Origin of the sequence: Marinibactrum halimedae, from assembly GCF_021234875.1 — a bacterium.
GTDB classification, from domain to species: domain Bacteria; phylum Pseudomonadota; class Gammaproteobacteria; order Pseudomonadales; family Cellvibrionaceae; genus Marinibactrum; species Marinibactrum halimedae.
Window position 1 is genome coordinate 129,576 of sequence record NZ_JAJQVM010000003.1, and the last position, 12,093, is coordinate 141,668.

Below are 12,093 nucleotides of genomic sequence, written 5' to 3' on the forward strand. Positions count from 1 at the left end.
TTTCTGAAACCTTATCGTAATGCAGCGATTTTACTTTTTTGATTGGCTAGGGTCTTCAGAGAGTATTGGTAATCTGCCAGCTTTTCTTTCTCTTTATTGACGACTTCTACGGGCGCCTTATCGACAAATTTAGGGTTGTTTAATTTTCCTTCTAAGCGCTTAATTTCTTTCTCTAATTTGTCAGACTCTTTTTGCAGGCGTGCCAGTTCTGCGTCGACATCAATTAGCCCGGCCATGGGTATCAGAACTTCCATTTCGCCGACCAATGCTTTGGCGGAAAGTGGTTCTTCACTGTCTTCTTGCCACTGTAATGTTTCTAGGTTGGCGAGTTTGATAAGAAAGGCGCGATTTTCTTCGATGCGACGTGTGGCAGTGTCGTCAGCGTTTTTCATTAGCGCAGGCAGTTTTTTGCCCGGCGGTATTTTCATTTCACCACGGAGATTTCGAACGGCGGTGATGACTTCCTTCAACCACTCCATATCGGCAATGGCGTTATCATCAATTTTGCTGGAATCCGCTTGTGGGTATTCGGTGTACATGATGGTATCACCAGAAGTACCCGCTAATGTTTTCACTTTCTGCCACAGCTCTTCGGTAATGAAGGGCATTAATGGATGTGCAAGACGAAGTGCGGTTTCCAAAACTCGTACTAAGGTTCGGCGAGTGCCGCGTTTTTGTTCAGCTGTGTAGTCGTCTCCGGTGAGCACGGGTTTGGACAGCTCTAAATACCATGCACAGAATTCATCCCAGAAAAATTGTTGAATGGCTTGAGATGCCAAGTCAAAACGGTAAGTGTTAAAGGCTTGCTCGACGTCGGTTTCAGCGTGTTGCAAGCGTCCAATAATCCAGCGGTCTGCCAAAGATAGCTCGTAGTGGTTGGAGCCGTCTTGGCCACAATCTTCGTTTTCACAGTTACTTAACACGAAGTTGGCGGCATTCCAGATTTTGTTACAGAAGTTTCGGAACCCTTCAATTCGCCCTACGTCGAAATTAATGTCTCGGCCTGTGGAGGCGAGTGAGTAGAAGGTATAACGAAGCGCATCCGTACCGTACCCGCTGATGCCATCGGGGAATTCCTTGCGCGTTTGTTTTTCAATTTTTTCACGTAAATGCGGCACCATCATGCCCGAGGTGCGTTTTTTGACGAGGGTTTCTAAATCGATGCCGTCAATCAAATCAATGGGGTCTAATACATTCCCTTTTGATTTGGACATTTTCTGGCCTTGGCTGTCACGAACTAAACCATGGACATAAACGGTATGGAAAGGCACGTCCTTTTGGAAGTGCAGGGTGAGCATGATCATCCGGGCAACCCAGAAGAAAATAATGTCGAAACCGGTCACCAATACGGAGCTGGGGTGGAAGGTTTTGAGCATTTCAGTTTGTTCTGGCCAGCCTAGAGTGCCAAAGGTCCATAAGCCTGATGAGAACCAAGTATCGAGAACGTCGTTGTCTTGACGCAAGGTAATGTCATCAGCTAACCCGTGCTTTTCACGAATCTCTTCTTCAGTACGGCCAACATAAACCTTACCGTCGTTGTCGTACCAAGCCGGAATACGATGTCCCCACCATAGCTGGCGAGAGATACACCAATCTTGAATATCACGCATCCAAGCAAAGTACATGTTTTCGTATTGTTTGGGGACGAACTCGATATCCCCGCCTTCCACTGCGGCAATGGCTTTGTCGGCTAAGGGTTGGGTTTTTACATACCATTGATCGGTAAGGTAAGGCTCGATCACTACGCCAGAGCGATCTCCGTAAGGCACTTTTAACTTGTGTGGCTCGATTTTTTCCAGTAATTCTAGCGCTTCAAAATCGGCAACGATTTGTTTGCGCGCAGCAAAGCGCTCTAAGCCTCGATACGCTTCTGGGACGTTGTCGTTTAAGTGAGCCGTGTCATCCAAAATGTTAATCATTGGTAGGTTGTGGCGCTGGCCCATTTCATAATCGTTGAAATCGTGGGCAGGGGTGATTTTTACACAGCCAGTGCCAAATTCTTTGTCGACGTAGTCATCGGCAATAATCGGAATCTCACGCCCAACGATAGGCAGAGTAATGGTTTTGCCAATTAAATCCTGATAGCGTTCATCTTCTGGGTGAACGGCAACGGCGGTATCACCGAGCATGGTTTCCGGTCGAGTGGTGGCAACCACTAAATGGCCAGAGCCATCGGTCAGTGGGTAGCGGAAATGCCACAAGTGACCATCGCTTTCTTTGTTTAAGACTTCGAGATCGGAGACGGCGGTTTTTAATTTCGGGTCCCAGTTCACGAGACGTTTACCGCGATAAATTAAGCCGTCTTCATACAAGCGAATAAATACTTCCTGTACCGCTTTGTAAAAGCCATCGTCCATGGTGAAACGCTCACGGCTCCAATCAGGGGAGGCACCCAGTCGCCGTAATTGTTTGGTGATGTGGCCGCCAGAATGTTCTTTCCATTCCCAAATACGCTCAATAAACTTTTCGCGCCCAAGGGCATGACGATCTGTGCCTTCTTCGGCCAGTAAACGCTCTACCACCATTTGGGTGGCAATACCCGCGTGGTCAGTACCCACTTGCCATAAGGTGTTTTTACCACGCATGCGCTGGTAACGAATAAGGGCATCCATAATGGATTCTTGAAAACCATGCCCCATGTGCAAGTACCCGGTGACGTTGGGTGGTGGAATCATAATGCTATAAGGGTCACCCGAACCTTGAGGCGCAAAATAACCTTGGGATTCCCAGTGCTGATATAACGGCTGCTCAATATTACCGGGCTGGTAAGTCTTGTCTTGCGAGCTATTGTCTTGGGTACTGCTGCCTTGAGTGCTGCTGTCGGTATGAGCGTTATTTTCGGTGTTCGGCGTTTGCGTATTTGACATTGCGATTATTGAGGTCTCTTGATTGGCAATACGGATTGATCTTTTATTGCTGGTTTCCGTATGAATTTTAATCTGTGTAAAGGATTTCTCTACTTTAAACTTCCTAGTATACCTCGCGTGGTCGAGACAGCCTAGATTATGGGGGTGGGAACAAGAGGTAATTTATTCTTGAGGGGGATGATGCTTTCCTTGAGCCCCTTCTTTTTTATTAAATGCTTTCTGGACATGTTCTATTTAGGTGGTTTCTCTTTACCTCTCTTGTCTTTAGTCGAGAAAGTATTCAAAAGTTCTTGTCGCAATTGTTCTTTTAGGCTTGGCAGTAAACGCTCAACCAGTGAGTCCACTGTTGCTTGTAAGGCTGTATTAGAGAGGGCCATGCCCTGATCAGTGAAGCTTTTTTCTTTTACAACTTCCTCTAAAGCGGTTGTTGTTAAAGAAGGGGAGGCGGTTTGTGTTGTCGCTCGGCAGTGAGCGGGTAAATAAGGGTTTTTTTCACGCAGACTCTGCTTTTGTTGAAGAGCAGATCTTGATGTTCCGTTTGTTGTTATTAAGTGGTTTGTCGAAGTTTTGTTTGTTGTAACGTCGTGTGCCGAAGCTTTGAGGGATTGGGTGCTCATTATGGAGCGATCAGCTACCCCCGTTGCCCGTGATGCACAAGTACGTAGTTTGGATGTGGGGCTCAGGGGTTTATCGTGAGTACTAAAAGACGTATTAGTTTGGTAACGACGCAACCGTTCTAGTTGTGATGAAAGTGTATCGGACAGCAGTCGTAGTTCTTCTAGAGTTTGTTGTGAAGCGGTGAAGGTGGTAGGCGTATTGGAATGAGTTAGGTCAGCTTTATCCTGCAAAATAGGAATGTGTGCGTCATCGAGTAACCCAGAAATGGATTCCAGCTCGATCAGTAAATGCTTATCTCCAAAGGAGTCTTCTGGTGTATAACTGGCCATAGTGACTTAGCTCCCACCTCAATAGAATTATGTTGCCTTTCCTATTTCACATGCTCATGGTCTTTGAGTATGCAATTTGTCTTGGGCCAGAAAGGCATTCTCTAAAAGGCATTAACTGAAAACAGTATTTAAAAAGCAGCTTTAAACAATAGAGTGAAAAAGCAGTACCGAATAAATGTTGTGCAAGGTCATTACATAAAGGCATTGGTTAGGTGTGCCGTGGTTCCTTTGCAAAACGTGCAATGATATAGCGTCTTCGGGATGGCTGATGTGGATTAGACCACGGCATCGCACAATTTTGTGATCGAAATATTTACAGTTTTGCCTTAAATGGGTAGAAAAACAATGACCGACAGGTCAATAAATGCGTAAATTTTTGTTTCTTGGCATTAAATGTAGGTAATTAGAAGAGCTGAAAACAATAGGCGCCGTTCCTAAATAACATCACTGCCAAATAGCCAGAAATACTAAATAGCCACCACTACTGTAAGGCATGATTTCTTGCCTGTTCACTCTGGCAAAATCGATGGGCTTTATTTAGGAGTTCCATGTTGGTTAGGAGCTCATTTTAGTTAGGAACTCATGTTAGTTAGGAACCCATGTTAATTTTGTGTGTGTGTAATGGGTAACCCCGATGTCGGTAAAATCCATAGCGCTGTCGGCTGTGAGTCAGTGAACTTTCGGCTTGAGTCACAATCTCGATAACCCGTTGAAAACGGCTGAAGTACTTTTCCATATCGGCATCCGCCACGTTGATTAAGACGTCATGATGTTGATGGCTTGGTTCTTCATTGGCGATGGTGATGGGGGCTGGGGGAGTTTGATGGTTAATTTGGCTTTCAGCGACAGTACTGTGTGGCAGAAAGCTCTCAGGGCGATCATGCCATAAATGATGGCTTAGCTTTTCATTGATCTCTGTGTTGGGGCTGATGATCGTAATGCGATGCCCGGCGATTAGGGCTTTTTCGCTGAGCCTGACCGCGAGACGCCAGCGCGCCTCGTCTGACTCGGTAGAGAGAATGTAAAAATCGATACGAGTCACTGTATGTGATTACTCCGCGTTACTGAGTAAATACTCACACAGTAGTGGAACTGGACGTCCGGTGGCACCTTTTTTCGCACCGCTGTGCCAAGCGGTGCCTGCAACATCTAAGTGTGCCCACGTCATGGATTGAGTAAATCGTGCGAGGAAGCAAGCGGCGGTCACGCTGCCACCAAAGGGGCCACCGATATTGGCCATGTCAGCAAAGTTGCTGTCGAGCTGGGCTTGGAATTCTTCACCCATTGGCATTCTCCAAGCCTTATCGCCACATTGCTGGCTCAGTTCAAATAGCGTATTGCCTAAGTCGTCATCATTACTGTAGAGGCCAGACAGGTGTTTGCCTAATGCCACCATACAAGCACCGGTTAAGGTGGCCACATCAATCACGCTGGCTGGTTTGAATTTCTCGGCGTAAGAAAGTGCATCGCACAAGACCAAGCGCCCCTCTGCGTCGGTATTGAGAATTTCAATGGTTTGGCCAGACATGGACGTTACTACATCGCCGGGCTTGGTCGCACGTCCGCTCGGCATGTTTTCCGATGCGGCAATAATCGCCACCACATTGATGGCGGGCTCTAATTCGACAATGGCGGACATCGCACCAAAAACACTGGCGGCACCACACATGTCGAATTTCATTTCATCCATATTGGCGCCTGGCTTTAAGCTGATGCCTCCGGTATCGAAGGTAATGCCTTTGCCCACTAAAGCGTGAGGGGGTTTGGATTTAGCCGCGCCCTTGTATTCCATCACGATCAAATGCGCTTCCTGTTCGCTGCCTGCAGAGACAGAAAGCAGTGCCCCCATCCCTAATGTGCGCATTTCTTTTTCTTTTAGAATCGTGACCGAAAGCTTGGGGTTGCCTCGAGCCATGGAGCGCGCCTGTTTTGCAAGGTAGGCGGGTGTACAAATATTACCGGGTAAATTCCCTAACTCACGAGTGACGTTCATTCCATTGCCGATAGATTGACCACGCTCTAAGAAAGGCTGCACTTTTTTTGCCACTGCGGCGGTAGGCACGTTGAATAAGAGGGACTTGAGGGCCGGTTTATCCGCTTTCTTGGATTTGGTGGTGTCGTAACGATAACTGGCAGCGGCTATGGCTTGTGCAAGGTGTTGAGCACACCAGTGTTGATCGCGATGGTTAATGATGAGGTCGTCTAAATACAGTGCAACGGATTTAATGGTGGGGGTATTGATATTATTGGCGATGGTTGAAAACAGTTTTTTCGCATCCTCTGGTGATAAACCTTCAGTTTTTCCTGCACCGACAATAATGATTTTAGGGGTTGCGATTCCGTTGAGTGAAAACAGTGTTGTGGTTTTGCCCACTTTGCCGACGATATCTCCGGATTTTAGTAAGGCACTGAGTGCGCCATCACTCAATTCATCCACCAGTTGTGCAGAAGGGGAGAGGGTTTTGTCTTCAAAGACAGTGATAACAGTACAATCGGCTTTTTGTTTTGCGAGGTTGAGTGCTTTGGCTTGAAATTTCATAGACGATTCCAATCAAATTGGGAGTATAGGTTTTTGTTCGCTCAATATGCAGATAAGGCAAGCGAAGACAATAACCGTAAATTACGGAATAATAACGACACAATTTCGTCATAGTGTACGACATGCCTAGGCGGGGTCAAACGTCCGAAGACAACAACAACTGAGTTGGGTGTTAAACAAACAGTTTTTGGAAAACTCCCCTAAGAGTTGTTGAAAAAATGTGTCATGTTCGCTTATTGGTGGGAGTGTATACGATGAAAATTAAGCTCATTAAGGATTAAACAACCGTTGTGATTTTATTTCGTTATCTTTTTCGAGAAGTTATCTACAGCATGCTGGCCGTTGCGTTGGTGTTGGTCGTGATCATCATGAGTGGGCGGTTTGTGAAATACCTTGCTGAAGCGGCATCAGGTCGAATTTCAGCAGATGTGTTGCTTTCTGTTATGGCTTTCCGAATTCCGTCTTTTCTTGAGCTCATTGTGCCTTTGGCTTTTTTTATTGCGATTTTATTGGCTTATGGTCGTATGTACATGGACAGTGAAATGACCGTGTTAAGAGCGTGTGGTTTCAGCCAAAAACGTTTATTGGGTTACACCCTGATGCCGGCGCTGTTGGTGGCAACGTTAGTGGCAACATTGAGTTTGTGGGTGAGCCCAATGGGGGTGGATCGATCCAATACTATTTTGGAAGAGCAACGTAAGCGCAGTGAATTCGAAACATTGAGCGAAGCACAATTTCAACCGCTCAAGCGTGGTAAAAATATCATCTATGCCCAATCGTTTAATGAAGATCGGACGGTGATGAACTCGGTTTTTTTAGCGGAAATGCAAGAAAACAGCGACCAAAAAACAGAAGAGAAAAATAATACAGGGGCCGAAAAACAGTTGATGGTGGTGCGAGCACAGCATGCAGAGCAGCGTATTGTCGAAGAGTATGGCCGCAAATATTTTCAAGTGACCGACGGTGTGCGTTACAGCGGTAGGCCAGGCCAACAAAATTATACGGTCACCGAATTTGGTCAGTATTGGCAAGTCGTGGAAGAACCAAGAGTGTCCATCAAAGATAAGGTGGATCGAATGTCGACCAAAGCGTTATTGGCATCAGACGATATTAAAGCGCAAGCAGCTCTCCAATGGCGTTTAACCTTACCTGCTTTGGTGATGGTGGTGGCGATTCTGGCGGTGCCTTTGAGTTCCACTAATCCTCGTCAGGGCCGTTATGCCAAGATGATTCCTGCCATTGTTCTGTATTTGGTGTATCTCGTTAGCCTTAACGGTGGGAGAGGGTCGATCGAAGATGGCAAGTTACCGATTTACGGATTGTGGTTGATTCATGGTGTGTTTCTTTCGATTGGTCTCTTCATGATGGGAGCGGGCAGTTTGCGTCAGCGCTTAGTGGCGAAAGGTCGACAAGTTAGTAAAGGGCGTCGTGCTAATCCTGACGGTCCTACTTCTGATGGCCTTACTCACCTTGATAGCCCTGCGAACGAGAAAGGAGAGGCCAATGCGTAAACTTAGCCGGTATGTTGCAAAATCGGTCAGTGGTGCCATCGCAGTGGTGATGTTGGTGATCGTTGGGCTCGATGTGATCGCGGCATTGGTGGATGAATTAACTCAAATGTCCGATGACTACGGTTTTTTGCAAATCCTTTTCTATGTAGGGTTGACGCTCCCCAGCCGGATTTACGAATTTATCCCTTTTTCAGCGTTAATTGGGTGCCTAATCGGTTTAGGGCTACTGGCGGCGTCCAGTGAACTTGTCGTGATGCGCGCAGCCGGTGTTTCTGTTCGTCGTATTACTTGGCTAGTACTGAAGCCGGTTTTGGCCTTTATTGGGTTGGGTATTGTCTTGGGGGAATTTGTCACTCCAATAACGGACCAAGTTGCGGAAAGTTCTCGGTCTGTGGCCTTGGGGAAACATCGTGTATTGGAGGCAAATCGCGGTTTATGGAATCGTGAGGGCAATGAGTTTATGCACTTTAATGCGGTGCAGCCCAATGGAAAATTATTTGGTGTGACACGTTACCAGTATGACGATCAACAACGGCTTTTAGTGGCCAGTTCTGCAGTGTCCGCAATTTATCAGGGGGATCACTGGATCGAAGAGAACGTTGTGGAAACCCTTTTCAAAGAAGACAAAACCGAGACTGCAACATGGCCGAACCGCCGATGGGATAACGATCTCACACCTCAGGTGCTCAATGTATTGGTTTTGCCTCCAGAGTCTTTGTCTATTTCCAACTTATATCAGTATGCCACTTATCGAGAGCAGCAGGGGTTGGATAGTGAATCCCACTGGCTTGTATTTTGGAAAAAAATTATGCAACCGTTGGCCACTGCCAGTTTGGTCTTGGTGGCGATTTCGTTCATCTTCGGGCCATTGCGCCAAGTCACCATGGGCTTTCGAATTTTTTCGGGGGTAATGGTAGGGGTTATTTTTCGAACGACCCAAGACATGCTTGGCCCGGCAAGTTTGGTATATGGCTTTGAACCCCTTATTGCAGTATTGGCGCCGATTGTGATCTGCGCAATGATCGGGTTATACCTTTTACAGAAAAGCCGTTAGCCCTTCATATAGTTAGCCCTTTATATAAAACTGGTTAACCCTTCGGCTATTTTTTCGATTTAGGTAACACCATTGATTTAGGTAATACAATCACTTGTGTGCGGCTGGCAATATCATGCAATGAACGGCCAGAAGGGTTCGTTAAACTCCACCAATAACCAATACCCAGTAGGCATAACGAAAAGGGTGCGATTAGGCAGCGGGCTAAGCACTGGACGACAGAGGGTGCTTTTAGAGGGGCTGTTTGAGTTGTTGATTGAGAAACATGGTTAATTAACTGTAATCGCCAAGCCCTCATGCCTAGGGTTTGCCCCCCTCTTATCCAAAAAAAAGAATAAAACGCGCTAACAACCACAACCCACCCAATAAAACCGGGCAAGCCTAGATCAGCCTTTTCCCCTGGTTGCAGTTCGTAGTGAAAAACCTGTGTTTTAACCCACAGTGCAAAAGCACCATAGCCAATACTCACCGCCCCTAATACCAACCAATCGTAAACCAGCGCGGCTAGTCGTCTCCATAGCTCAGCCGGTTTTAGTACCGTGTTATGAATGTAGTTATGAATGTTGTTATGTATGTCCTTGATATGTATGTCGTTGTTATGAGGGTTATTGCTGTTTTGACTGGTCTTGTCAGTGGTGGTGTGTGAAGAGTGCTTGCGTGCCATGGCCCCGCCTTTCAGTCCCGTAACAATTGGGGCGCAATGGTAACGTAGATTCTACAAGAAGCGGTATTTTCTTATGAAAGATCGTTGATACGCGGAGCAAACTAAAATTCGTACGAGACGGACAGTTTCAAAGAATCGTCACTGAGCCGCATACGGTAATCCACTTGGTGAATGTCTTGCTGATTGTGCGAATTGGCGAGGTCCGATGTGTTGGATTGGCTTTTACGGCGATTCTTCCAGTAGGTATACAGTGAGTCTTGTAGGAAGCGAGAGAGCACTTTGCTGCCTTTTTTCAACTTAATGTCGTAGTGGGCTTGGTAAAGCCATTGGTGATTCATCAAACGTTGCATGGTATTGATGCTGCCGTCAGAGAAATTGGCGACCGCCATTTCTAAATCTTCGTTGTCCATCGCATAAGTGCTGAAGTGACGCTCGTTTGAATCGTTGTATTGAGTTTCTTTGTGAAAAAAGGCATTGGGGTGCAAATAATCAGGGATGTAACTGAATTCAAGGTTGTCATTGTCGGCAGAGCAAGGATGGCAGAGAAGCCCAATAATGAGGACGGCTGTTCCCACAACGGGTACGATTGCTCGGTATGTCTTTATAATGCTGGTAGTGCGGGTATACGTTGGCATTTGAGACCTCATTATCCTTAGTTGGAGACGCCTTGAATAACGTCACTTGCTCATGAATGAGACAAGCTGGAGTTTTCCTACATAACGAAAAATGTTTTGGCCAGTTACGGAAATTGCCGCCATTTAGAACTTTCAACACCTAGAAGTTTCAGCACCTGTATGCAGCGCTTGATGAAGTGGCGCGAATTTTTTCTATATGGCTTTGTTATCCGTAATTGGTGTCATAGCCCATGTAGTGATGTTGCGTGAGTAATCCGTATTTGTGAAGCCCAGTTTTAGATCAATTTCATCTGTGAAATTAAATCATATGACTATTTGGTCGCGTTTTGATAGTTTCAGCTTCAAGAAGCATTAAAAGGTGACATTATTGAGGAAAAATGGCAGAAGGCTTCACGTGGTTGGCTAAAAAAGCACGATATTGCCACTCATTTTTCATAGTTTTTCTTGGGATAATCAACGCTCAAATAGTGCTATTTGATAATAGCCAATACCAAACGGTTATAACGCTCTTGAGTTGTAGGCTCACTTGGGATTCTGATCGACGATTGACCATATTTATACTAAAACTTTGTAACAATGTTTGAATTTAGAATGAGACTCGATGCCGCTTACATGCTTTTCATTGGCGCTAGTGGACGCATGTTGACCGATTTGGTTGTGTCCGGCGTTCTTTTTACGCTAAGGTGTCGCGTTCATTGAGAGTTGTATTTACAACTATCGCATTTCCCGGGTTCTTATTTTTCAGAACGAAGAACTAGGGCTGTCTTAAATCACTTTTCTTGTTGCTTACTTGCTCGAACGGTTCAATCATATTATGGATACATTTCGCTACACCCAGCACTTTCTTGTTCTCTGGCTTACCCTGTTCTCTTTTTCTGTATTTGCTCAGAGTGAACTGACGCGCTTACGATCCGATTTATCGTCAGTGGATAGCGCCATAGAAGCCTCTGAAAGTAAGTTACAGCAACATAACAATTCTGTTTCACGGATGACCACAGAAGAAGATCAAATTGTCACCGAATATGAAACGGTGTCAGCAGACCTTCAACGAGTGTTAAAAGAAGCGGAAGATCCCAATAATGAAAAAGCCCATCGTGAGGCCATGATTATATCGGTGCGTTTTAATCGTATTGATGGAAAGTATGAGCGCTTTTTCGAGCGTAAACAGAAAGTACTCGAAAAAATCGATACTCTAGAGTTGGATATTGCTAAGTTGCAGGGACGAAAATCTGAGTTGCTGGCCCGTATTGCGGCGGCGAAACAACGTGCTGAAGTCGCCTCATCTCAACAAGCGAATGTACCGGCTGCTAATGAGGCAGAATCACCGTCTCCATCCAGTGGGGCTCCAAGCTCTGCAACAGTATCATCACAAGACGCTAAAGCCACTACTGCCACTACTGCTTCCGCAAGCCAACCGCTGGAAGGTACAGAGCAAGCTAACACGACTTCAGCAAAGAAAACCTCGGAAGTGACAAAAAATACCAACGACACTGTGGTTGCAGCGGTTGATTCCACGGAGGCAGATTGGCCAACGGTAGGTGAAAAACAAGCATCAGCGGTTCAATTTGCTCAACGTGAACTGGCACGTTTAACAGGCAAAGAACCGGGTAAATCGCGGCTTGGAAGAGTGAAAGTACGTTCCAGCAGACTAGGTAAACATGCTTTGACTTACTTGGGGGATAATATTTATACGGGAGTTTTTGAGTTAGCCAATGGGGAATACACTTTCTCTGTTTTCTCAAAGAAGTTTACTTTCAGTCTCCCCGAAGAGGCTGAGCAAGGTCAGTATCGTCTTATCTATGATGTGGATTCAATTTCGAATCCAAAGGTATATTTATTTCCGGTAAGCTGGGTTAAATAGTCGGGATTACTGCAT

The 12,093-nt window shown here is 45.9% G+C and carries 9 protein-coding genes; 3 read left to right on the forward strand and 6 right to left on the reverse strand.

Annotation, left to right across the window (positions count from 1 at the left end):
- Window positions 1–11: 11 nt before the first annotated feature.
- The 4 genes from LU351_RS02910 to LU351_RS02925 form a co-directional block, all read right to left on the reverse strand.
- Window positions 12–2,867: a valine--tRNA ligase gene (locus LU351_RS02910; RefSeq protein WP_232592498.1), complete on the reverse strand. Its 2,856-nt coding sequence runs from the start codon at window positions 2,865–2,867 to the stop codon at window positions 12–14.
- Between the two features lie 230 nt (window positions 2,868–3,097).
- The gene (locus LU351_RS02915) at window positions 3,098–3,814 is read right to left on the reverse strand and encodes a hypothetical protein (protein WP_232592499.1); all 717 of its coding nucleotides are present in this window, start codon (window positions 3,812–3,814) and stop codon (window positions 3,098–3,100) included.
- 589 nt (window positions 3,815–4,403) lie between these two features.
- Window positions 4,404–4,856, reverse strand: a complete 453-nt coding sequence (locus LU351_RS02920; RefSeq protein ID WP_232592500.1) for a DNA polymerase III subunit chi — start codon at window positions 4,854–4,856, stop codon at window positions 4,404–4,406.
- A gap of 9 nt (window positions 4,857–4,865) precedes the next feature.
- Window positions 4,866–6,353 carry a leucyl aminopeptidase gene (locus LU351_RS02925; RefSeq protein WP_232592501.1) on the reverse strand — a complete coding sequence of 496 codons (1,488 nt, stop codon included), beginning with the start codon at window positions 6,351–6,353 and terminating at the stop codon, window positions 4,866–4,868.
- A gap of 290 nt (window positions 6,354–6,643) precedes the next feature.
- Here LU351_RS02925 and lptF point away from each other — a divergent pair, with 290 nt between their 5' ends.
- Together lptF and lptG are read left to right on the forward strand one after the other, a co-directional pair.
- The gene (gene lptF / locus LU351_RS02930) at window positions 6,644–7,864 is read left to right on the forward strand and encodes an LPS export ABC transporter permease LptF (RefSeq protein WP_232592502.1); all 1,221 of its coding nucleotides are present in this window, start codon (window positions 6,644–6,646) and stop codon (window positions 7,862–7,864) included.
- A complete protein-coding gene (gene lptG / locus LU351_RS02935; protein WP_232592503.1) occupies window positions 7,857–8,918 on the forward strand; it encodes an LPS export ABC transporter permease LptG in 1,062 nt (353 codons plus the stop codon). Before lptF ends, lptG begins: the two co-directional genes overlap by 8 nt.
- Window positions 8,919–8,964: 46 nt before the next feature.
- On the opposite strand, the gene LU351_RS02940 is transcribed toward lptG, so the two are convergent.
- Entirely contained in the window at window positions 8,965–9,582 is a 618-nt protein-coding gene (locus tag LU351_RS02940) for an RDD family protein (RefSeq protein ID WP_232592504.1), read from the reverse strand.
- Window positions 9,583–9,683: 101 nt separating this feature from the next.
- Entirely contained in the window at window positions 9,684–10,217 is a 534-nt protein-coding gene (locus LU351_RS02945; protein WP_232592505.1) for a hypothetical protein, read from the reverse strand.
- Window positions 10,218–11,031: 814 nt separating this feature from the next.
- Here LU351_RS02945 and LU351_RS02950 point away from each other — a divergent pair.
- Entirely contained in the window at window positions 11,032–12,078 is a 1,047-nt protein-coding gene (locus LU351_RS02950; protein ID WP_232592506.1) for a hypothetical protein, read from the forward strand.
- The last annotated feature ends 15 nt before the right edge of the window (window positions 12,079–12,093 follow it).

Coding starts and splice junctions, on each gene's coding strand:
- LU351_RS02915 (WP_232592499.1), bottom strand. CDS start 3,814: ATGGCCAGTTATACACCAGAAGACTCCTTTGGAGATAAGCATTTACTG.
- lptG (WP_232592503.1), top strand. CDS start 7,857: ATGCGTAAACTTAGCCGGTATGTTGCAAAATCGGTCAGTGGTGCCATC.
- LU351_RS02925 (WP_232592501.1), bottom strand. CDS start 6,353: ATGAAATTTCAAGCCAAAGCACTCAACCTCGCAAAACAAAAAGCCGAT.
- LU351_RS02950 (WP_232592506.1), top strand. CDS start 11,032: ATGGATACATTTCGCTACACCCAGCACTTTCTTGTTCTCTGGCTTACC.
- LU351_RS02945 (WP_232592505.1), bottom strand. CDS start 10,217: ATGCCAACGTATACCCGCACTACCAGCATTATAAAGACATACCGAGCA.
- LU351_RS02910 (WP_232592498.1), bottom strand. CDS start 2,867: ATGTCAAATACGCAAACGCCGAACACCGAAAATAACGCTCATACCGAC.
- LU351_RS02940 (WP_232592504.1), bottom strand. CDS start 9,582: ATGGCACGCAAGCACTCTTCACACACCACCACTGACAAGACCAGTCAA.